This window comes from Streptomyces neyagawaensis (assembly GCF_023516595.1).
In the GTDB taxonomy this organism is placed as follows: domain Bacteria; phylum Actinomycetota; class Actinomycetes; order Streptomycetales; family Streptomycetaceae; genus Streptomyces; species Streptomyces neyagawaensis.
In genome coordinates, this window is record NZ_JAMGBG010000001.1 from 418,871 (window position 1) to 441,453 (window position 22,583).

The window sequence follows — 22,583 nt, forward strand, 5'->3', positions numbered from 1 at the left end:
CAACTTGGATCGACAGTAGCACGCCACGGCGGCCTGTGTGCGGCAGCACGCCACGGCGGCCTGTGTGCGGCGAAAAATCCCAGTGCACTTATTTCAGAGAGAATCTGTCCGCACGTTCTGTTGGAATCTAAGCCCGCGGGAACAGATATTGATCCAGCCGGATCCCCACGTTTCGGGGAGCGCGGGGCGGCGCCGAACAGCACGTGGCTGGCACGCCGACGACGACGTCTGGACGGTGCCGATACAGGTCAGGAGCCCTTCGCGGCAGGTTCCAGAATCGCCACGCACTCCAAGTGATGCGTCATCGGAAACACGTCACAAGGTGCGCGGACGGGAGAATCTGCAGGTCACATGGGCTTTTCCTGCCTTCGGCACGGGCTGTGAGGCGGCCGGAGCGTCAAATGAGCGTCATGTCTGACGGACTTTCTCTCCTCCGTTAGCCGGTGCACCAGACTGTCCACGTCTCTGATCCCCATGGCCGTCATGTTGCTGCTCGGGCGGCAGGTCAGCTGCTGGAGGCGCCGCGGAATGCCCGGCGCAGCGCCCTCCCGCCACCGAGCCGACCCGGGCGCTATCCGTACGGGCCGACCCGGTGGGCCGGTGACAAGGCAGGACATCAGCAACGACCCGTCGCCGAGTTCCGCCCCCGTGCGCATCGGCGTCCGCCCCCGGGCGCCTGCCCGGGTGTGGCTCAGGCGTCGATGATGACGGAAATGATGAGGGGCTTGCGGCGGTGGGTGCGGAACGCCCAGTTCGCCACGGCGCGGGCGAGGAGCTGTTCGAGTTGGCGCGCGTCCCCGACGCCTTCCTCGACTGCGGTGGCCAGGGCCTTCTCGATGAGGGGGATGACCGGCTCGAAGGTGGTGTCGTCGTGGACGAAGCCGCGGGCCAGGAAGTCGGGGGCCTCGGTGAGGGCGCCGGTGTCCGCGTCGACAATCACCACTACCGTGACCACGCCTTCCTCCGCGAGGGTGAGGCGATCCTTGAGGGACGCCTCGGTGGCGCCTCCGACCTCTATGCTCCCCATCGGCACGCGAAACCTCTCCGAAGCCGGGTCGAATTGCACCGTGCACGGGCGACACGTCCGCTGGAAGCTGCCCGCTGGGGACGCAGGCATGCAGTTCGACGCCTTCGCCGCTCAGCATCCGACGCGGAACCTGGCCACGTGGACCTTCTGGGCTGGACCAAGCCCGGCCGTGACCACGGACCCAGCCCTCACACAACACCGTCGTCAGGCCCGCCCCCGCCCTATCGCCGCCCGCTCGCGCTGAGCAACTCCCCCACGTGGGACAGGCGCGCCGACCATACTTTCCGCATATGAGCAAACCTCCCGCACAACTGCCGACCAACCCCGCCCGGCGACTTCTCCCCTACTCCTCCGGGCCCGGACTGATCGAATGCCCTCATGAGCAGACACGCGCTGTCGCTACCGCCTCGAGCGCGGCGTGAGCCGTACCAGCGCCGTTTCCTGGAGGATCTTACGGAAGAAGGAATACCGAGCCTCGCGGAGGACCTCGATACTCACCTGGTCGCTCGTCAGCCCCAGGCGGGCGAGGCCGACCTGTACGGCTTGCTCGGTTGTGGGGCCCTCCTGCTCGATGGGGGGCACTGGCACCGGCGGCGTGGAGCCGGATCCTGTCGACGGACGGAGTTGAGGACCCCGCGGTGACGGGCGGCGCGCCGTCGGCACCGGCGGCGGGCGGAAGTCGCGGAACGGGTCAGTGGCTTCGTACTCGGTGTGCTCCCACGCTCGCCCGGTTGCCAGATCCGTGCTCTGCACGGAGTGGACGTCTGCCGCGCTCAAGTCGGCCCACCTGTCGACCCGTTGTCGGATCAACTCCACCAGGACACGGATCTGGCCGATGTCGGAAGCCGTGGCTTCGAGTACCGGATCGGCTTCGCGTTGCCGGAGGAAGGTGCAGCCGCTCAGGGTGAGCAGGGAGCGTCGTTCCGTGCCGTTGAGGATGGGGCGGCCCCGGAACGCGGGGTCCAGCGTGATGACCGCGTCAACGATCCTCGCTTTCCGCAGTACACGGGTGACGGCGGGGGCCAGTGCCGCGCGCCGCCGGCCGATGAGCACCAGGCTGTTTCCCCGCATCTCACAGGCAAGGACATCCGGCAGGGCGAGGAGTTCGTCCAGGTACCGGGACTGTCTGCCGCGCACCCGGCCGATGACGGCGGGGTCCACCTCGATGCGTACACCGGCCCAGGCTTGCGCGTCCGCCAGTTCCGCTCGAGCGGATTCGACCGCGGCGGGGGGTCCCACCAGCGTGATTTCCGCGGGCCGCGAGACGAGCCGGTCCAGACCGAACTGCTCGGCCCATTTCTTGCGGGCGGCGGACGGCCACGCTTCATGGAGCCACGGCGGCGCGGGTACCACGTCCGAGGACCCGGTGACGCGCACTTCGCGCACGCCCAGCCGCTGGCTTTCGAGCCAGAAGCGCCAGACACGCCGCTGCCAGCCGTTGTCGTCGTCCGCTCTCAGCAGCCCGTCGACCGTGGCCCGGGGAAGCGTGTCCGCCGTCGGCTTGAGCGTGCGGGCACCGTCCAGTCGCAGAAAGGCGGCGTGCGCCGACACGAGCCGAGTGAGAGCGGCGGGATTCCCCTGCCAGGTGAGGGAAGGGTCCTTCTCGGAGCCGAGTCGCACCTCGACCTCCCGGGTCTTCGCCGGCTCTCCGGTCATACCGTTCTCCGCGTACGTGTCCCGTGCCGCCAGTCCCTCGATCAGGCGGGGGGACACGGTGAGCGCGGACAGTCCGGTGTCTCGGCCCGGGAGGGTGAGGCGTATCAGCGGGCCGGTGCCATCCTGCCGGTCATCAGCTGGTTCCAGAAGGGCCGGGTACCAGCCGTCCGGGGTCATACGCGCCCGGCTCAGGGCCCAGCGCAGCGCGGGGAGCGGACTCAACTCGGCTGGGTCCCTGTCACGCGGGCCTGGGACGACCGTCCAGGCCACCTCCGTGTCCCGTGCCAGCATGCCCGGCAGGTCCACGTGCCTGGCTCCCAGGCCCCGGGTCTGCGGATGCAGCAGGAATCTCCGACCGTCGGCCGCCCAGAGGACGCGGAACTCGTCCAGGTAGTCCCTGGTCCAGCCGCCCGCTCTCAGCGTCAGTTCGGTGCCGAACCGCTCGTCCAGGTCGAGGCTCGCGGCGCCGGCCTCCTGTAGCGGTTCGAGGAGCAGGGTCACCTGGCCGTCGGCAAGGTCATAGCCGGCCACCTTGCCCAGACACTGGTCGTACCATCCGTGTTCGTCGGCGACGTCGTACAGCTCGGGGTCTCCTGTCCACCGCAGAAGCACGCCGTCGGGGAACCCGCCCCGCGGCCCCGTGTCCGTCTCGCGATCCTCCGGCCACTCTGCGGCGGGGCCTTCGTCGTTGGTCTCCTCCAGCGCCGTCAGCGCGAGGGCGGTCTCCTCCTCCGGCACCTCTCCCTGCGGCACGGGTCCCAGGGGGACGTTCACCTCGATGTCCGACTGCGCCGAGCGGTTCGCTCCTGGTGTTCCTCCTGACCGGCCACGCCCCTGTACGGCGGTCCTGACTCGCTTCCCACGCTTCGGCCGGCGAGTCCGGGCGCCGTCTGTCGGGGCCTCGGCCGGCTGGGCGCTGTCGCCGGGGTACGGGAGCGGGGCACTCACCGCCCGGGGGCGGCCCGAGGACGTGTCGACAACCACGCCCACCGGCAGCGCCTCACGCAACAGATCGAGAGTGCGCCGGTCGGCTGGCTCAGCAAGAGGCGGAGCGTGGCGGGAAGTTCGTTCCAGCAGCGCGAAGGGGTCGGGTGAACCCTCGACCGCCCACCCTGCGATGCTGAGCAGCTGCCCGATGACGGTCTCCCGGCCATCGCCTTCCCCGCCGACTGCCGTCCTGTCGAGCGGTCGGGTGCGTCTGAAGGCGACGACCCGCCCTTCCGGGCGGGTCAGTTGGAACGGCGCGAGCGTCACCGTCTTCCCCGGGTCCTGGGCGTCCGTCCACGCCTCACCACTGTTGCCGAACGTGAAGCCGGTCATGGCGTAGGCGCGGCTGAGTACACCCCTGGCCCGCCCGAGGAGCCTCAGATCCACGGAGCGGTCGGCCGACTTCTTCATGTGCGAGGACAAGCCGCCCACTGTCTCCTTCACCCGGTTCTCGGCCTCCACCAGCACGTCGTGGTCCAGCCACCAGGTGCGCGCCCACTCCTCGCGGTTCTCGGCGTTCTGCCAGGCGCTGAACACCCGCAGGACCAGTTCGAGATCGTCGCCGCAGCCGACCGCCAGGGCCCGGTGGCAGGAGTAGGCGTGCGCGCGCCACGCGGCCGACCAGGAGAGGTCGAAGCGGAACAGACCGGAGCGTCCGGTGAGGGGGCCGTCGAGGAGATGCAGCGCGGCAGCCACCTCGTGCAGGCAGGTAAGGCGGTCGGCGAGCATGATGGCCACGGCACGCTGTGCGGAGCCCTCGGCGCGTTCCAGTTCCCGGCCGAGCGCGGTCAGGTTCCCCTCCGTATCGAAGGCGCCTGATGCCGTCAACGCGGTTCTGGCGCGGGTCAGTTCGGTGGTGAACAGGGTGGCGCTGCGCCTGCCGTCGGCGTCGGGCTCGTAGTCCTCGTGGGTGAAGTTGGCCGGCAGGGTCATAGCGGCAGGGTCGTCCACATCCGCCGACCTCAGCCTGAGAACGAACTGCTCCAGGTTGGTGCGCGTGGACTCGGGCGGGGTGTTCCGGGGCATCACCCGGAGGAACTGTTCGTGGTCGTACAGAGGGAAGACGAAGCCGGGGGCGTCCCGTCCTACCCGCCCCCAGCGCTGCCGGGCACCGGACCGGCTGTGCTGCCTGGTCACGATGTCGCCCTTGGCCAGGGCCGGGTCCCATTCCGACTGGCAGATCAGTCCGGAGTCGATGATGTACCGGACACCGCGCACGGTGAGGGACGTCTCGGCCAGATTGCTGGAGACCACGATCTTTCGCTGTCCCGGCTTCGATCTGGCGAGTGCCTGCTTCTTGATCCGATCGTCGGTGGAGGCCAGGAGCGGATGGACCCGAACGGTGCCGTCGTCCGGGTTCCGCTCGTCGATGCCGTCCTGGATGGCGGCCACGGCCGCGTCGATCATCCTGGACTTGGGGAGGAAGCAGAGGATGTCTCCGGCCTCCGTACCGTCGAGAACCCGCAACGCCTGTTCGGCGACGGCCGCGGACACCCGCTTCTCGGCGTCGGGTGAGGGGCGTTCGATCCATTCCCGGAGGTCGACCGCCGTCGTGGGACGGAGGGCGGCCAGGTGCAGGGCGTGCTCGTGCACGGTCTGGCCGGAGCCGTCGAGCACGGTGTCGTCGAATCCGGCGAACCGGCCGTCGAGTCCGTCGTCCATGCCTTCGGCGAGTACAGCCGCGTCAAGAGCGAGGTCCGGGAAGAACGGGATGCCGTAGCCGAACGACTTGACGGACGGCACCGGCAGGTGGTGCACACGTCCGTGGCCGCCGAAGTACTCGACGAAGAAGTCCTTGTCGATCGTGGCGGAGGCGATGATGACCCGCAGCCTCGGATATCGCGGCAGTTGCTCCCTCAGGAGCGCGAGGATCAGGTCGATGTTCTCGCTGCGCTCATGGGCCTCGTCGACGATCACCGCGCCGATCCGGGCCAGTCTGCCGTCCCGGATCCAGTTGATCATCGTGCCGTCGGTGACGTAGATCAGCCGGCAGGCATCGTCCCAGTGCTGGTTGCCGCTCGTCTGGAAGCCGACGGGGAAGCCGGGCCCGGTATGCCGTCCGCAATCAGGGTCGTGTCCGTAGCAGAGCGCCTCGCCGACGAAAGAAGCCAGTCCCGTCGCCGCCGGAATCCGCGGTTCGGTGACCACAATGGGACCGGCGTCCGTGAGCCGGAGCGCTGCGCCGTCGGGCGGATACATCAGTCTCAGGGGGGCGAAGGTCGATTTCCCCGTGCCCGTCCCGGCCTCCAACACCGCGACGCGTTTGGTGACCCGCCCGGGGTGGTCGGCGAGGCCGTCGAGCAGGTTCAGGATGTGCCGATCCTCAAGGCCGAATTCGTGGTCGCTCAGTGCCACGCCGACGGACTTCTCTTCGTGGGTCGTAGGCAGCGGCCCCAGTCCGCCGAGCGGCCCCCGGGGGTCGGCCGGATCGGCCACCGAGCCGAGAACGGCCAGGTCGACGTACGGCACGGCGATGGCCCGGATGGCATCGCGGTGTTCACGTCGATGGCGAGGGCACCGGTCCGAGCGCGATCCTCCGCGTTCCAGCACACGGTCGGACCATTCGCCCGAGTACTCGAACACTTCCTCGTCCCGGGTGGCGTTCTTGCAGTCCTTGCAGCCCGCCGTCCAGCTGTGAGTCGTCGCCGTTCCACGGGAGGGGGGCGGCTGCTGTGAGTTCACGGTGACCTCCATGGAACGCCTTCACCGAAGGGTCCGTCGTCGCGGTAGAAGACGGGCAGCACGGCGAGAGAACCCGGCTGTTCGCGCAGGTGGTCCACGACCGCGCGGTAGAAGCCGACGACGGCCGGCTCCAGACCGCTCTGATAGATCTCCAGGGCAACCTGGCCTGCACCGGTCAGGGCCGCCAGTTGCCGACGGCTGGTGTCATAGACGAGTTCGTCCGTCTGTGCCATGGGGCGGGGCCGACTGATCTCGCTGTTCCGCAGCCATGCCCCGTCCACCGTCACGTCGAGTTCGACGTGACGGATCGACATCAGCGCGAAGCTCAGCAGTCGTGCGGTCGGTTCCCAGGTCCGGCCCATGGGAACCGTGCCGAGGGGGAACGGCCTGGCGCACGACCCGTCCCGATAGCGGACCGGCACGTCGACCGGTCCTCGCCCAGGAACCTGCGCGACGAACTCCCTCAGCGTGTCGGTCAGCACGGCGTTCGGGATGCCGCTCGGCACGATCGCCTCGGGGCGTTGTCCCGCCATGCCAGACGGTACCCGGCTGCAGTTCGGGGACTCCGCGGCCGTCCGCATGGCGACCTCCAGCTGACCGCGGAACCTGACCTGTATGGCCTCCTTGGCCCGCATGCCCTGGGCGGACCAACGGCGGGCCGGCGGGAGTTGCCCGTCCCCCCTCTCGGGCAGCGCCGTCGCCCCGGGAGCGAACGGCCAGACCACCTCGACCACCACCGCCCCGGGTGCCGCGGCGCGTTCCAGCAGACGGCGGACCGCCGGGTGAGCGGGGGGCGAGTGCGGGGCGGTGTCCAGCAGCGCCGAACTCCCCTGGCCCACCGGGCTGTCGCTCATCGTCCAGGGCGCCCCGGCCGCCCGTGCCGCCAGCGCCAGCGCTTCGAGGGCACTCTGCGCGCGCTCGTACCGCGCCACGTCAATCGCGTTGTCGGCCGGATTGCTGGCGGCACGCGTCAATGCGCTCCGGGAGCGGTCGTGGAGCGCCATCGCCTCGTCACGCTGGCCGCCCTCAAGCGCGATCAGCAGGAAGAGCTCCGCGCTCATGCCCGGCTCACCCGCGCTGACAGCAGCTTGCCCTCGATACTGGTGTCCAGTTCGTAGAGGGTGTACGGGCAGCGCAGCACGGGCAGCCGGCAGCCGTCGAGGCCAGGTGCGTCGTCCGGGACCACGAGCGCCACCCGTGCCCCGCTACGCCGGGCAAGATCGACGCCGAGGCTCTCGTCCTCGGCTGTCGGCCGGGCCCTAGGGAGTACGAGCAGCGGTCGGTCCGCGGCCTGGGTGAGGTCCCCCGGGTCCGGGAGCCAGGGCAACGGAGCGTCCACGCCGGTGAACTCCACTGCGGCGTTGCGGCCGTCCACCACCCAGGTGACGCCCCGCCGCCCGTCCTCGAAGACCCGGGCCTGTCCAGTACGGCCCGCCGAGTCCACCGAGTCGAGCCGCCGGTGGAGCGTCCCCGTCAGCACGGCGGCCCGGCACACCTCGCTCTCCGCGGCGCGGGCGCGGCGCTCCTCGGGCAGGGCACCGCCCGCCAGCACCGACGCGGCTCGCCCGCTCGTGGCCAGCATGAAGTCCAGCTCGATGTCCCGCCAGACTCCGGCCGCCAGCATGTAGCACAGCCGCTCCGGGGCGACCAGGCCGCCGTCCGTCAACTCGGCGGCACGCGCGGCCAGTCCGGCCGGCATGTCGGTCACCGCCCAGAACAGTCGCCTGGCTTCCTCCGGTGTGATCAGGTCGCGGCGTTCCTGGCCGAGGGCGATGCCCTTGGTACGGGCGAAGCGCAGGAGCGCGGCCGGCACCGACTGCTCTGGATGGCCGCGGAACCGGATCTCCATGGTGCCGCCACAGGCGAACGCGTCGCAGAGCATGAGCAGCGACAGGGCACGCGTGCCTTCGTGCGTGGCGACATGGGGCACGTCGCAGGTCTGCCACAGGGGCACACTGAGTCCGTCGAAGGTCGAGTCGTGCCGGAAGGCCGCTAGCCCCACGACGACGTTCTGGCAGGCGAGTTGGACGGGGCGCAACGCGAAGCCGGGAGGCCGGGAGCCCGGCTCTCCGTACCGTTCCGCGTAGGCGGCCTGGGCTTTTGCCATCCCGGCGAGACCTCGCCCGCGTGCGGCCTGTTCCTGGGTTCTCGTGCGGAGGTAGTCCGGCGCGGTGATGTCGAGCAGTGCTCCCTGCCGGTCACGAGGGATGTCATCCAGGTGCCACCGCAGCACGGCGCCCTCCCCCTGGACCGTCGCCATGCCAGGCTTCCGGCAGACGGCCACCGCGAACGACCGGTCGTCGACCGGTGCAATGGGGACGATGTTGCGGGGCACGGTCTGAGCGCTGGTGGCCAGCGCGTTCAGCGCGGCGGCCAGCGACATGGGGTCGTCGGATGCCAGGTCAGGACGGTAGAGGAGCCCTTCCGAACCGGCCGGAGGAGCGGCGTAGACAGTGCGCACACCGTCCGGGAGGACAACCTCCAGCGCCTCTTCCACAGCGCGGACGAAATCTATTAACACAGGCGGCGGTGACGCTATGGGCAACGCATGACCTCCTAGGTGCGAGCACTTTAGGACACGACAGGAGTCTGTCGATACTCTTTCCGGTATATGCCTCAAACATCCCCAAAACAATTGACACTACGGTCGGTAGTGCGCTGTTCTTGGCTGCGCGCACGAGCGTCGGACACGCACGAGCAGGGGGTAGGACGATGGGTTGCGCAAAGCCCGGCGGGGAGACGACGCCCGCCGTGGAGAGCCTCGGTCCGACCGTGCCGCCGGGCACGAGCCTGGAGGAGCAAGCCCTGTTGCACGCCGCGTGGGAGCAGCGTCACCCCACCGACCTGAATGTGCCCTCTCCAGCTGAACTGGCCGCGGCCGAGAAGGAGATGCGCCAAGCTCAGTCCGTCATGGACCGTGCGAAGACGGCCCGGGCAGACCCCGCGACCGTCGCCCGGCTGGCGGAACGGCTGACGCAGCTGAGAGAGACGACACGGGCCATGAAAGCCAAAGTGCGTGGCGTCGACGCAGAGATCACGGCCGCGAATCGGGCCCGGCGCGCCGCTATCGAAGGCCGGCCGGTGTTGGTGCCCGTTGCCGCGGAACCTGAGGCGGTCGCCGAGATGACCGCCGCTCTCCGGGAGGCAGCCCGCCCCAGGTTCCCGGAGCGGGACGACAAGCGGCAGGAGCCAAGGACCTCCGACTCCTTCATCGTCATGAAGCCCGGATGGCACGTACCGAAAGGGCAGTCGCAGAAGGAGGGCTACAGGCCCGCCGACGTCGACGGCCGGGCAACGGCCGACGTCTTCACTCTGCTGAACCACGACGGCAGCATGCGTTTCCGCGAAGGCGCCGGGCAGAACAGGTTCCACGAGGTCGACGAGGCCGGAACACCGGTCAGTGAGCCCGTGCATTCCCACTACCGTGCGACCGTCGCACCGCTCTGGCAGGTCGTCGAGAAGCAGGGCGAGGACGGTCCGACGGCAGAACTGATCATCGGTCATCAATTGATCCTCCCTGTCGACCCCGTGGAGCGTGAACAGCAAGTGGGCTGGGCAGGCAGGCCCGAAGGCCCGAGAGACTGAGGGAGCCGACGAGCGTGGCAGTTCCGTTGGAGCTACTGGGGATATCGGCCGACGGCGTGCGAGTCCACTACGACCCCGTGGGCTCGCACGCCGCCACCCACTTCGCCGACACCCCGCAACTCGCGGCGTTGACTCGCGAGGCTCTGGCACGCCTGACGGTGTCCGACGGGTCCACCGTCGTGTCCGTCATGTTCGACCGTGTGGTGGGCGAGCAGGATCTCGTCCCGACGGACGCCACCGACGACATCGTGTACGCCCGCCGCCCGAACCGGGATACCTACACTCGCTTCACCAGGTCCCGGCGGCCCGTTCCGTCGCACACCGTCTCCTTGGTGCTGGGTACGTCCGGCGGAGTCGTCCTGCTCACGAGTTCGTGGATCGGCCCCGCCTCTCCCCCGTTCCCCGGCGACCCGTACGAGACGCCTGACAGTCGTCCGTACTGGTACCGACACGCTCTGGCCTGGGGCCGTCAAAAAGTCGACGTCGGCAGCATCACCCAGGAGTGCCCATGGGACTTATCCCGGTTCACAGCCTTCGGCGCAGCCGGTCCACAACCGCATTCACCTCATTGCCACCGGGGCTCCCGCGGAGAACGGTCCTCTCCTCGTGCACCCCTCCCCCTCGGGAGATCACCACGACCACCTCACCGCCCTGCTCATCATGGATGACATGGACGTGGGGGTACTTGGTCGTGGGCTCCCCGTGGCGGTCGACCATCACATGGACCTTGCCGTCGTCCTGCCGGTACTTCGAGTACCAGCCCGCACGCGAGGGCCTCGGGTAGCGCGGTCCCTCCAGGGCCTCCCGCTCACGGCGGATCTCGTCGGCGGCCCGCCGGATCGCGAACGGCCCGTACCCGTCGCCCCGCCTGATCGAGCGCACTGCTCCCCTGAGGTTGTCCATAAGGCTGGATGAGCCGTAGACCATGGAAATCTCCCTTTCCCACCCCGCCGGCACGCACCCAGAAGTACCGGACCCGGCGACCCTCTCCGATCTCAGCCGCACCCCATCACAGCTATGTCCCGCTTATGTCTCCGAGAGGCTGGCATGACCGACAAGCGTTCAGCGGGAGTCGCCGCCACCGCCGCCCTCCTCCAGCGCCTGCTCACCACCACCCCGCAGTACATGCGCACGTGGCGCGTCCACGGGCAGCGGGCGCGGGGCGAGGTGAACCAGCGCGCGGTGGCCCGCGTGCTCGCGCAGGTGGAGTACGAGAGGGGCGACATCTCAGACCCCACCGATCCCCTGGTGATCCGGCGGCTGAAGAACTCCGTCCACCGCGCCTTCGCCGGACGGAGCCTGCCCGGTCAGCTCCTGGCGGACTTCATCGAGGGTTTCAACATGACCCCCGACGATCAAGGCAACCTGTGGCGCACGTTGACCGGCTCTCATGCGGTCGAGGGAACAATCCGTACCCCGCGCGCCCACGGCAAGCGTCAATGGCACCGGACACTGTCCCTCTTCGAGCACTGGCACATCGACGAGCGGTCGGCGCTGTCCCACCGCCGGACCGTGCAGTGTGTGGAAGCGCTGGAGGACGGCGTCGACAGCTACCTCTACAACCACGAACCCCACGCGACACAGATCGAAGTGATCCACGGTGGCCGGCTCGGCCGGCACTACGAGTACGGGCAGGGCCTGATCAGCGACGACATCGTCCTCGACCGCGTGCTGGGCAAGGGGGAGCGCGCCTCCCTCGAGTACCAGACCTTCTACGAGCCGGACAGGCGCGTCACGGAGGTGCGCAGACCCGCGCGGAAGCGCACCTACAACCCCTCACTGCACGTGCACTTTCCGCGTAACGCCCCTCCACGATCAGTGTGGTTCGCCGTTTGGGAGGACCACTACCTCGGCATGCACATCCGTGAGACGCCGCTTGCGTTGTCGGACTCCGGTACAGCCACCTACTGCCTGGACCACATGGAGCAGACGGTCATCGGCTTCCGCTGGGAGTGGTGACGCAAGCGGAGCCGCCAGTCCTCGCTGCGTCTCCTTACGTCTCAGCGAAGTTGAGGACATACGGGGGACGATGCCGCTCTAGCCTTCCCACTCGACCGGCCCTCCAGCCGGCTTGAGGTACGGAAGGGGCATCACCTGATGATCAATTTTCTTTGGGCCGGGCGCGGCCACCGGTCGGGCCGGTCCCGCCGCGTCGGGCCATGGCTCCTGCGCGGTCCCGCTGTCCGCCTTCGGACGGGCGGCGCGCCGCGGCGGACGCCCGTGAGCATCGCGGTGACGGTCCTGCGCAGCACTTGGACCTGTTGGCAGGTCATGGAGACGCTGGACGATCTGTCATCACAGTCCGTGTTTCATCTGACGGCCATGGTGCTGTGGGCCGCACACGATCTGACTGCGCGCCTCCGGGCCAGCCGCCGGGCCTCGAGCGTCCCGCTGACCGGCCCGGAGCCCTCGCCGTTCCCGCAAACAGTGACAGCTAGCCCGCCCCCGTCGCTCCCCCACTCGTAATCGGTAGCGGCACCGAGCGGTTCCCTCGGCCAAGTCGCGCACGCGTCGGTCGACCGTCTTGCGCAGGTCATGGGCGAGGACGTTGATGTTGACCATGGCGGCCGAAGAGACCGGCGGCGGGCCCTTTCCGATCTCGACGGATGGACAGCCTCCGCGCCGGCCTGCGCCTCTCCGAGAGTCCCTGGAGACGGTCCCTGATCAGATTGCCTGCGTGATCTCGGGTACGTCTCAGCGCGTTCCGTACTTGACCGTCCAGTCCGGCGAACCGTCTACCGAGTCGCTCGACTGCTGCCTCATTCGCAGCCAATGCCTCCGGCTCTTGTACGACGGCTCCTTCTTGGATGGCCTTCGGAGAGCAGAGCGCATGGGCGGACGCAATCCCCCCGCTTCACCACGGCCGTTCGACGCACCGTATCCCCGGCACCCCATCCCTGCCCCCGCGCACCTTGGCACTCCCTACGACACAGGGTAACGAGGCCCAGCGGAATCAGCACACCTCAACCCGAAACCTGTCGCCGTATAACCCGAGCCCAAAGAACAGCCCTACCGCGCTGCCCGATGGGTTGAGCCCGATAAGTCGATTGACCCGCGCTATCTGATCCAGGACGTCCACCTCACGCTCCGTCAGAAACAGCGTCGACCGAGCGTCAAGACATCTCCCGAACCCGTCTCTTACGGTTGAGGCAGAACGTTCCAGCCCCACGCCTCTGCTGCGAAACCGCAGGTGAGCCACGTGGCTGAAACCTACAACATGCTCCACGCAGTGGACTTCGGGAAACAGGTCGAGCACCGTCGAGCACACCTAAAGAACCCGATAAAACCGCAGGTCAGATCCCCTTCTGGGCAGGCTCAAGGATCGCCACGCACTCCACGTGCGACGTCATCGGGAAGGTGTCGGCCTGAGCGAGCCGCAGAAAAGGCCAGGTCAGAGGAGCTTTCCCGGCTCGCTGTGCAGCTTGAAGGCGCCCAGAGCGTCAAACGAGCGTCACGGCGGACAGTCCGTGCTGCTCAGGGCGGAACAGACTGCGGCAACCAGAGCACTCCGAGGGATCCGCCTCGCTCGCTCCAGACCTCAGTCCTCACATCAAGACCCGCCCCACCTCTCCGGCCGTCATAATGGACTCATGTCTTCCAGCCCACAGCCCTCTGCATCCGAATCAAGGGGCTTCTCGCCCGCGGATGCCGAGGACCTCGCGCTGTACCGGGAGAAGTTCCGGCGGCGTCTGCCGGAGTCGCTGGACGAGTTGCACGGCCCGACCCAGGGGGTCGTGGAGCTGCCACTGCACCTGGCCTGGTCCGGGATGACCTCGTACGACATGAGCAAGCCTCGTCAGCGCATGGGCCTGTACCGCACCGTCCTGCACGAGGGCCTGCGTGATGACCTGCCCCGGTATCTCAACCGGGACCTGCTCCTCCAGCTGTGGCCGGTACTGCGCACCCTCGTCGGCCGCACTGTACGCGCCGTCTGGGAAGAAACCTTCCCCCAGCTCGCCTCCCGCACCCGGGCAGCCGCGTGACGGACATGCCGGAGCTGCACACGCGGCTCCTGGCGGACGTGATCGCCCTCGGCTCCCCGTACCCCCTGGTTCTCACCGGCGGGTACGCCGTGCGGGCGCACCACCTCGTGAACCGCCCCAGCCAGGACCTCGACGTCGCCACCGAGAACCCGGCGCCCATGGCCGACACCGCGGCCACGCTCCGGGCCGGCCTGGAAGCCCGCGGTTGGAAGGTGCAGGCGCTGGAGACTGCTCCGCTGTCCGCCCGCTTCACCGTGACCGACCCGATCACAAAGCAGGAATGCGAAGTCGACATCCTCAAGGAGATCTTCTGGCGGCCGGTCGCCCAGAGCCCGTACGGACCCGTCCTCGCGGAGGAAGATGTGATCGGGACCAAGGTCCGCGCCCTCGCCGACCGCGGGGCACCCGTGATCTGATCGACGTGTTCGCAGCCTCGCGCCGCTGGACCAATGCCGAGCTCGAGGAGTTCGGCCGCCGCCACGCCCGCGGCCGCTTCGAGCGCGAAAACCTGCAGTCGAATCTCACGGGCGCCGAGTGGACCGACGACGAAGCCTTCGCCGCCTATGGGCTCGATTACGCCACCATCACCGCGCTCCGTGCTTGGGCTGTGGAGTGGGCCGACGACCTCGCTGCTCGTCTCCTCGAAGAGGCCGATGAACCGGACATCGACTGATCACGGTCGGGCGGGACCGGATCTCCAAGCTGCCCACGATGCCGACCAGGATAGGAGCCAAGAAATCAGTAGGTAGGAAGGAGATCAGCAACGGGACAAAGGGCGAACACCAGTACCATCGCGATGCGGCGCCGGCCGCCCCAGCGGCCAGGACCATCGCGGCCTGCCGATTCCGGCTTCGTTCTCCCCACCGAAAGTGCCCGGAGGCGCCGGGGTGGCCGACGCCAGTTGGCCACGCCTCACACCGCACGCGCCCCCTCGGCCTCGCTGACGCCCCTTGGGATCCCCCCGTCAGCCCATCGTTGTGGGCTCCACCACGAACTGTCCGTTCGCCGTAGGGCGCACAGCAAAGCCGAGCCGTTCCACGAGGGCACCGAGCGAGGCACCGCCGCGCAGTTGCCGATACGTCTCCTTCCCGAGAGTGTCCGTGAGGGCCTTGCCCACCTGGAAGGAGGTGACATCGAGTCCGCCGGTCTCGGCGGACAGCAAGTGGCCGATGACGAACCGACCTGCCTCCTCCGGGCCATCGGTCTCCACCCGCCGACGGGCCTCCTGCCGAATCTCCGGCGTCGAGGCCATGGGCCTCGGGCGTGGCGCCAGTGACGGCGCGTGTGAGGATGAAGACACTCGTCCTGCGAAACCCACCTGTCCGGAAGCTCGCACCGAACCGCCCTGGGAGAGCTGCGGCACCGGCGGGACGGCCACCTCCGGAAGCCGTGCCCCGGCATTACGGAACAACTCCTGCTCCTGGGCGAGTTCCACGCGCCAGGCCCTCAGTCCGTCATGGGCGAAGCCGAGGTCGAACTCGACCACCTTCCCCTGATGCTCGAAGTTCGTGAAGTCCTCACGGGGTACGAAGAACGCCTTCATGTCGCCGTCCTCCACGGCGACTTGCCCCGAGCGCTGTCCTTCGATCTGCCGGACCACGCCGCGGACGCGCTGGCAGACCTGCCCGGAAAGCTGCCAGTCCCGACTCGTGGGCCGGTACTCCCCGAGCTCCCTGAAGTTCGCCAGACGCGCCGCCGCATGGCCCTCGGACACGCCCTTCGCCACCCACTCGTAGTTCCACCGCCTATCGCGGCCGGGGTTGAGCCGCGCGGCCTCGTTGCAGTGGCGCAGCGCCTCGTCCTGCGAGTATTCCTCCTGGTTGAGCCAGCGCAGGAAGTGCACGACATACAGGTAGTAGCTGCACATCGGACTGGTACGCAATCCGGCGATGATCGAGAAACGTTCCAGAGCGGCGAGGTCGTCGTACTCGGGAAGTCTGCGATAGCAGCGGAACCACAACTCCACATCATGGTCGGCGAGATCGCCACGCTCCTCGAACGCCGCGTCGAAGAATTCCACGACGGCCCGGAAGACCTCGGTGGGCGTTTCCTTCCAGTCGCGGCCCTGCTCCTTGAGGAACTCGCGGGCCAGGACCAGCGCCAGCCCCGAGCGACTGCGGGAGTTCACGATCACCTCGCGCCAGGCCCGGACCATGGTCTCGATCTCGCCATATGCGATCTCGATCTCCTCACGACAGCGCTGGAGGTACGGGCTGTCGGCGCTGTCGGGGCGTACCGACTCGCACTCGTCCAACAGCGAGAGCGCCACCCTCAACTGCTCGTCCGCCCAGCTCCCGACGTCGCCGCCCGCGGTCAGGAGGGCGACGAGGCTCCTGTATGGGGAGGCCCTGACCAGCTTACTGAGGACCTTGACGATCATCTGGATCGCAGAGACGTAGTTGTGCTCGTCCTCCGGTTTAAGTTTGCGGGCCCTGGCGAACACGCTGAGCGCCGCGTCGTACCGGTCGCGTACGTGCTCGATGAGGGCGGCCTCGCGGCCGGTACCGGTACTGAATTGACGCAGTCCCGCGTACACCCACTCCCGGTGCAGCATCCCCAGGGCGTGGAACAGCACGTGATCCTGTTCCTTGGAGAGTTCGATCGCCCGGTTGATGAACTTCTCCGCCTGCCCGTCCTCGTGCTTTTTGAAGTCCAGGTGGTAGCGAGCCAGGTGCAGCCAGTAGTGCGGCTCTTCGGAGCACCGGCGCGTGAGCTCCTTGAAGATTCGGTACGCCTGCTCCCGGCCCGGCTGCTGACCGGTGCCGAAGGCTCTGATCAGTTCGGCGAACTGGTGCGTTCCGGAGCCTGATCTGTCGCGACGGATGAAGAGGTTGTCGAGGATCGCCCGCGTCTCCACGTTGGCGGATCCGAGGTGGCCGACCAGCTGCCCGATGAACTCGATGGCCGTGTTCGCCAGCCTCGACGGCCACCTGGCGTCCCCGGTCTTCGCCTCCAGAAGCACCTCCAGGAGGGTGTCGGCGATGGACGGGTGCAGGATGCGTAGTTGTCGGCCATCCTCGACGACCAGGTGACGAAGGTCCGCGCCGAGGATGTTCTCAAGGTCGGCCGTGTACTCCGCGAGGGACGCGGCATGCCCGCCCCACTCTCCGGTGATCCACCGGTGGACGAGCGAGTATGGCAGCCCGATCTGTCCGTACCGTGTCACGAGGGCCAGGTAGGAGGCCACGCGTCGCTGTTCCTCGGTGAACTTGCTGACGTGGCTCTCCACGTACTTAGCCGTGCCCGAGAACTCCGTCTCGAAGGCGCACAGACCGAAGTAGAACGGGGTTACCTGTTGGTCCGGCACGCCGTATGGAACCAGCGCCTCCACCGCTGCCTTCGCCTTGGGAGAGCGGGCGCGGGGGCCGAAGCTGGTACGGAACTCACGCGCTTCGTCCCGGGTCATCGGCTCGGCCAGGCGGTACATGACGTTGTTGGTGAGCTCGTCCCCGTTGTCCGGCGCCGAGTCGTTACTCCGCGTCACCCAGAGCACCACGACAGGGGTGTTACGTTCGTGCAGCTTGCGGTAGAGGTCCTCCCGGTCGCTCTGCCCCATGTCGGCGCTCTCCGCCACCAGCACGAGCGACCGCTCGGTGCGCCGGTAGACGCTGTCGACGCGCTCGACCGTGTCTGGGCTGTAGTGATGCAGCAGCAGCACCGGATGTTCGCGGTGCAGGTCCCAGGCGATGCGGCGGGCCAGCGTGGTGCCGCCCGCGCCGGGCGCGTGGAACAGTTCGAAGCTGGCCGAGCTCTGGCGGCCCAGGACGTCGGCGATGGCCGTCTGCAACGAGGGCTGCAGCGCCCGGGGAACGTCCTGGCCGGCGTCAAGGTCCAGCCAGTTCGCCGGGCGACCCCTCCAGAACGCGTCGACCGCCTGATCGTGCAGTTCCTCGTCCAGGATCTGGGAGTGCAGCACGACGAGGTCGGCTTCCAGATCGGCGAGCCTGGGGCGGGAGAAACGGATCGGCCCTTTCGCGCCAGGGAGCGTGGCGAGTCGTTCGGGGCGCGGCAGGGCTCCGGTGTCCGCGAAGACGTTGAGGAGAGCCTCGAACCGTCCGTCGCTGGGTCTGGCGCGGAGGATCTTCACCGGCGGTTCATAGAGGTCGTCGATGAACTCCAGTACCCGCTCCGCGCGTTGGTCCGGCTCGTCTCCCGCGGTGAGGCACATGACGGCGGCCGCACGGTTGACGCTGTTCCTGCTGTGCCGCTCAAGGACCTCACGGACGAGGTCCTGATAGATCGAGCGCCAGCTCCGGAAGTCCGGCGGCGTTTGCTCGCCCAGACGGTCCCAGCCATCCGCCATCAGCCACGACACCGTGTTGCGGCCGGGCGCGGGCCCCCCGTGCCGTCCCGAAACGACGATCTGGTGCTCGGCCGTCTCCCGATCGAATCCGTGGGCGAGGCCGGTCGTCTCGCTGTCGGGGTTGAGATCGATGATCACCGACCAGCGGTGGTCGGGCAGGCAGGCGAGGTCCTTGTGTCTCACACCGCGCTCGACGACGAGGAAGCGGTCGAACCCGTTGTGGGTGTCGGCGACGAAAGGCTTCACCTGTTCCACCATCTCCTCCGCGACCGCCTTCGCGCCGGCTGCCGAGACCTCCCTGCGGGGCACGAGGGTCTGCGGCTGGTGGGCGTCGGCGAGAACCCGTTCCAGGAGCGTCGGGTGGTACTCGGTGAGGAGGAGGTGTGTGGCCCATCCGGCCAGCCGGTACGCCGTGACACGCTGCTGGTCCGGTGACTTCCGCTTGGCCGCGTAGTTCAGCGCGGCGCCGAGCCGCGCGACCAGGTACTGGTGTCGGAGCGATCCCTTACGGGCCGGCTGGAGCGCCTCGATCGTTTCGTCCTTGCCCCGCCGGATGCTCTCGACGAGCCTGACGTTGCCCTCCCACACGAGGGGTACGGCCCTTCTCGGGTCGCGGAGGTCGCAGTCCTGGAGGATTTCGAGGGGGAGTTGTTGCCGCAGCAACTCTTGCCCGACGAGCAGGGTGGCCGTCTCCAGATAGGCGTGGTCGTACAGGAGCGGCGCCTCACCATCCCAGGCGATGTCAATGAGCCAGTACCCCACCTCGTCCGCACTCACGCCGTCCAGAAGGATGTTGCGCGTGTGCAGGTCGCCGTGGTTGTAGCCCCGCATGACGAACTCGACCTCGTGGGAGAGCTCGTTGTCCTGCTCCAGTACGGATACAGGGTCGGGCAGGACCTGAGTGGCGAAGGCGAACATGGTGCCGGCGCTGCCAGCCAACCGCCGGGCCTCCCTAAGCGCCTCCCCCTTCTGGCCGCCGAAGAACCCCGCTCCCATCCATGCTTCGAGAGTCTGCCGGACAGTCATGGGCCCGCCGCCAGCGTGGTGCCCCAACTGCGCTTTCAGCAGTTCGCGGCTCACTTCCGACAGTGCATCGATCGAGACCGCCGTGGTCGCCACGCGGGCTGGGCGCACGCCACGCGTCTCACCGGCGACTTTGTAGATGTCGACGCGGAGCTGTTCGTCGTGTCCGGAGAGCTCCAGCGGCGGCACGCGCCGGTCGGCGAAGGGGGTGAGCCGCTCGGTGAAGAGCCGGTGCGCCTCGTTCTGACGGTCGTCGGGGTCGTCCGACACCTTCAGGATGTACTGGCCTTCCAGGCGGGCCCGCCCGTCGCCCATCAGGTCGCAGCGGGTGACCCGGGCGGCGGTGAACCCGTCGGCGAAGCCGTCCAGGTATGTGATCTTCACAGGCATGCCCAGCTCACGCTCGACGATCTGGGCCACCCGTTCCCGCCACTTCACTTCCTCCTCGTCCACGGTGCCGGTACCGTCCTGCTCAAAGAGGCGCGTCATGCGGCCGATCGTAGAACCTTGCCCTCCCAACCACTTAGTGTTCGAACCTACTTGGCTGACCCTTGTGCAAGGTGGGGCATGAGGCGTCTGCTCAGATTGGACAGCGGTGCGCGGCCAGGAATACTGGAGTGATGGACGCGGGTGGGTACGCGGCGTGGGCCGCTGCGGTGACGAGTGCCGCCACGTTGGTGGTGACGACGGTCGTCGGGGGACGCAGGGAGAAACGTCAATGGGCGCGCGAGGCCCTGACGGACGCGTTCGTCGCGTTCCTAGCGGCGAGTTGGCAGCATTCCGACCTCGCGAAGGTGTCGGCTACGCCGCCTGACATCTCATCGGCCGAGGCGATGGACGGGCAGTACGGCGAGATGCGCAATCAGCTGACGCGGCTGCGTCTGCTGTCGCCCCCCGACGTGGTGCGCGCCGGCGAGACGCTCCTTCGTCTTCAACGCCGAGTGAAGGACGCGGGGTCCGCGTCCGAGCGAGCGGAGGCGCTGTCAGCGGCGTCGACGGGGCGCCATGACATGGTGTCCGCGGCCCAGAAGGCGATGGGGCTCCGCCGGCCGTGGGGCGCCCCGCCAAGGGGGCGGAGTGCCTCAACCGCTCCCGGCCTGCCGGAGCCCCAGCAACCCTCCGATTCGGCAAGGACGCGCGCCGACGAGTTCTCCTAGTACGTCCGCCGGCGCGAGGACCGCGGGTCCGGAACCATCCCGCTCCTTCTTGGGGGTCGAGGAGGAGTTCCTGGGTGCCGCCCCGCCCCGGTGTGACGCCGGCGCAAAGCTACTGGTCCGTTATAGACCCCTGCTGGGAGTCTGACCGGGAACGTGCGCGGTCATCGGGACTCGTCGGGCGCACCGTGCGCGCCGTATGGGTACAGCTCCTGGAAGGCGTCCCAAGGAGGCCCCCTCGCCCCGGCGTGCTGGAAACCCTTGGAGCCGACAACATCGCCACCTGGGCTATCCGCAATGAACCCGAACGAGCACTACCTGTCCTGGGCATCACCAACAACACCGCGACAGAGGCGTGGTCCACGTAACCCCTGACGACGTCCAGGGCCCGGTCGCGGGCGGTCTTCTGCGCTGCGTCGCTCATGTGGATGACCCTAGGGACGCCGACTCGCAAGCGGATCGGTCTCTCGACGCGGTGCGCCTCGGAAGAAGGCACTACGACCACCGCTGGGTCCCGGGCAAGGCGGGTGGGCGGGTGCAATCGCGGATCACCCGCGCCCCCGAGAGCATCACAGGAACAAGCACAGACATCGCCACGCCAGAACCTGACGCCTCATCAGCGTGAGCGTCACATGAGCGTCAGGACTGCCCTGCGCCGCCCCGGCGGCGGCCGCGGACACCACACGCCCGTGTTCCCAGCATGACCAGAACAGCAGGTCAGAGGCGGTCGTACGGCATGCGGCGTGCTCCACCCTTTGCACTCCGGGAAACAGGTCGAGCGCGCCCGGCCCCGCCGAGAAACTTACGAAAACCGCAGGTCAAAGCCCTTTCGCTGTAGGCTCAAGAATCGCCACGCACTCCACATGCGAGGTCATCGGAAACAGATCGAACGCCCTCAGCATCCGCACCCGATAACCCCCCTCCCGGAAGTACCCCAGATCCCGAGCCAGCGCAGCGGGGTCGCAGGCGACGTAAGCGATGCGCCGCGCGCCCAGCGTCGACAGGTGTTCCACCGTCTTGCGGCCCGCGCCCGCGCGGGGCGGGTCCAGGACGACGAGGTCGACCTCCGTGATCCCGGTGCGCGGCAGCACCGCCTCGACCTTGCCCAGCTCGATCCGTACGCGGTCGAACTCCGCGAGGTTGTGCCGCGCGTCCTCGACCGCCCGCTTGCCGGACTCGATGCCGAGGACGGCCCCCTTCTCGCCGACCCGGTCGGCGAGGGCGCCGGCGAACAGCCCGACCCCGCAGTACAGGTCGAGCGCGGTGTCGCCCTTGCGGGGCAGCAGGCCCTGCATGACGGCCTTGACGAGGGTGTCCGCCGCCTTGGGGTGGACCTGCCAGAAACCGCCGCTCCCGACCCGGTACGTGCGGTCGTCGGCGCGCTCACGGACGAAGGGGCGCCCGTGGACGCGGTGCACGCCCCGGTCCTTCTCGCCCACCCGCATCACCGACACCGGCTTGTCCAGCTCCACGATCGGCAGCCGCGCCCCCGGCTTCGGCGTGAGGATCACCTGACGGTCCTGCGAACCCGTCGCCGCGATCGCGTCGACCGACTCCATGCCGGACCAGTCCCGCTTCTCGATGCCCAGCTCGCTCACGCCCGGCGCCGCGATCATGCAGTGGTCGATCGGCTCGACCTCGTGGGAGCGGTGGCGGCGCAGACCCGCGCGCCCCGAGGCGTCCACCGCGTACTGCACGCGCGTGCGCCACGCCGGGACCTCGCCCGCCGGAACCTTGTCGCCCTCGGCCGGCATCACCGTGCCGTCCCAGCCGGCCTCCTCGGGCGTGAGGCCCGCGAGCCGCCGCAGCTGCTCGGCGAGGACCTCGCCCTTGAAACGGCGCTGCGCGCCCGGCTTCACGTGCTGCCAGTCGCAGCCGCCGCAGCGGCCGGGGCCGGCGTAGGGGCAGGGCGCCTCGATGCGGTCCTTGGCCGCGTCGAGCACCTCGACGGCGTCGGCCCGCAGGAAGCGCGCGCCCTCCTCGCCCTCGGTCACCCGGGCCACGACGCGCTCACCGGGCAGCGTGTGCCGCACGAAGAGGACCTGGCCCTCCGCCGTACGGGCGATGCAGTGGCCGCCATGGGCGACGGGGCCGACCTCGACCTCGTACTCCTCCCCCACCAGCGATTTCTTCGGTTCTGCCTGCATGGCGGGGTGACTCCAGGAGAGAGGGATGCGACAACG

General features: G+C 68.6%; 10 protein-coding genes and 2 pseudogenes. 5 read left to right on the plus strand and 7 right to left on the minus strand.

Translation table 11 applies throughout. From position 1 onward, the window contains the following. Positions 1–691: 691 nt before the first annotated feature. The 4 genes and pseudogenes from M8J73_RS01765 to M8J73_RS01780 all read right to left on the minus strand — a co-directional run. A pseudogene (locus M8J73_RS01765) lies at positions 692–1,015 on the minus strand (RNase J family beta-CASP ribonuclease); the annotation flags it as partial. A 411-nt stretch (positions 1,016–1,426) separates the two neighbouring features. After that, on the minus strand, positions 1,427–6,352 hold the full coding sequence (locus M8J73_RS01770) for a helicase-related protein (RefSeq protein ID WP_169797836.1): 4,926 nt from the start codon (positions 6,350–6,352) through the stop codon (positions 1,427–1,429). Then, positions 6,349–7,413 (minus strand): hypothetical protein, encoded by a 1,065-nt coding sequence (locus M8J73_RS01775; RefSeq protein ID WP_055538629.1) that lies wholly within the window; start codon positions 7,411–7,413, stop codon positions 6,349–6,351. The genes M8J73_RS01770 and M8J73_RS01775 overlap by 4 nt, the downstream gene beginning before the upstream one ends. After that, a complete protein-coding gene (locus tag M8J73_RS01780) occupies positions 7,410–8,849 on the minus strand; it encodes a hypothetical protein (protein WP_055538630.1) in 1,440 nt (479 codons plus the stop codon). Before M8J73_RS01780 ends, M8J73_RS01775 begins: the two co-directional genes overlap by 4 nt. 254 nt (positions 8,850–9,103) lie before the next feature. Here M8J73_RS01780 and M8J73_RS01785 point away from each other — a divergent pair, with 254 nt between their 5' ends. Continuing rightward, entirely contained in the window at positions 9,104–9,937 is an 834-nt protein-coding gene (locus M8J73_RS01785; protein ID WP_055538631.1) for a hypothetical protein, read from the plus strand. Between the two features lie 525 nt (positions 9,938–10,462). On the opposite strand, the gene M8J73_RS01790 is transcribed toward M8J73_RS01785, so the two are convergent. After that, on the minus strand, positions 10,463–10,864 hold the full coding sequence (locus M8J73_RS01790; RefSeq protein WP_055538632.1) for a hypothetical protein: 402 nt from the start codon (positions 10,862–10,864) through the stop codon (positions 10,463–10,465). Between the two features lie 120 nt (positions 10,865–10,984). On the opposite strand from M8J73_RS01790, the gene M8J73_RS01795 reads away from it, so the two are divergent. The 3 genes and pseudogenes from M8J73_RS01795 (at position 10,985) to M8J73_RS01805 (ending at position 14,593) form a co-directional block, all read left to right on the plus strand. Continuing rightward, positions 10,985–11,896: a hypothetical protein gene (locus tag M8J73_RS01795; RefSeq protein ID WP_055538633.1), complete on the plus strand. Its 912-nt coding sequence runs from the start codon at positions 10,985–10,987 to the stop codon at positions 11,894–11,896. Positions 11,897–13,527: 1,631 nt separating this feature from the next. Further along, complete coding sequence (locus tag M8J73_RS01800; RefSeq protein ID WP_055538635.1) at positions 13,528–13,920, plus strand: hypothetical protein; 393 nt, start codon at positions 13,528–13,530, stop codon at positions 13,918–13,920. A gap of 5 nt (positions 13,921–13,925) precedes the next feature. After that, a pseudogene (locus tag M8J73_RS01805) lies at positions 13,926–14,593 on the plus strand (nucleotidyl transferase AbiEii/AbiGii toxin family protein). 291 nt (positions 14,594–14,884) lie between these two features. On the opposite strand, the gene M8J73_RS01810 reads toward M8J73_RS01805, so the two are convergent. Continuing rightward, entirely contained in the window at positions 14,885–19,735 is a 4,851-nt protein-coding gene (locus tag M8J73_RS01810; RefSeq protein ID WP_055538636.1) for a P-loop NTPase, read from the minus strand. 131 nt (positions 19,736–19,866) lie between these two features. Here M8J73_RS01810 and M8J73_RS01815 point away from each other — a divergent pair, with 131 nt between their 5' ends. Next, on the plus strand, positions 19,867–20,403 hold the full coding sequence (locus tag M8J73_RS01815; protein ID WP_157873130.1) for a hypothetical protein: 537 nt from the start codon (positions 19,867–19,869) through the stop codon (positions 20,401–20,403). A gap of 815 nt (positions 20,404–21,218) precedes the next feature. On the opposite strand, the gene M8J73_RS01820 is transcribed toward M8J73_RS01815, so the two are convergent. Then, positions 21,219–22,547, minus strand: a complete 1,329-nt coding sequence (locus M8J73_RS01820; protein ID WP_055538638.1) for a class I SAM-dependent RNA methyltransferase — start codon at positions 22,545–22,547, stop codon at positions 21,219–21,221. Between the last annotated feature and the right edge of the window lie 36 nt (positions 22,548–22,583).

Excerpts from the sequence above, each read along its gene's own strand:
- M8J73_RS01795 (WP_055538633.1), top strand. The coding sequence starts at position 10,985 with ATGACCGACAAGCGTTCAGCGGGAGTCGCCGCCACCGCCGCCCTCCTC.
- M8J73_RS01810 (WP_055538636.1), bottom strand. The coding sequence starts at position 19,735 with ATGACGCGCCTCTTTGAGCAGGACGGTACCGGCACCGTGGACGAGGAG.
- M8J73_RS01800 (WP_055538635.1), top strand. The coding sequence starts at position 13,528 with ATGTCTTCCAGCCCACAGCCCTCTGCATCCGAATCAAGGGGCTTCTCG.
- M8J73_RS01820 (WP_055538638.1), bottom strand. The coding sequence starts at position 22,547 with ATGCAGGCAGAACCGAAGAAATCGCTGGTGGGGGAGGAGTACGAGGTC.
- M8J73_RS01815 (WP_157873130.1), top strand. The coding sequence starts at position 19,867 with ATGGACGCGGGTGGGTACGCGGCGTGGGCCGCTGCGGTGACGAGTGCC.
- M8J73_RS01775 (WP_055538629.1), bottom strand. The coding sequence starts at position 7,413 with ATGAGCGCGGAGCTCTTCCTGCTGATCGCGCTTGAGGGCGGCCAGCGT.
- M8J73_RS01790 (WP_055538632.1), bottom strand. The coding sequence starts at position 10,864 with ATGGTCTACGGCTCATCCAGCCTTATGGACAACCTCAGGGGAGCAGTG.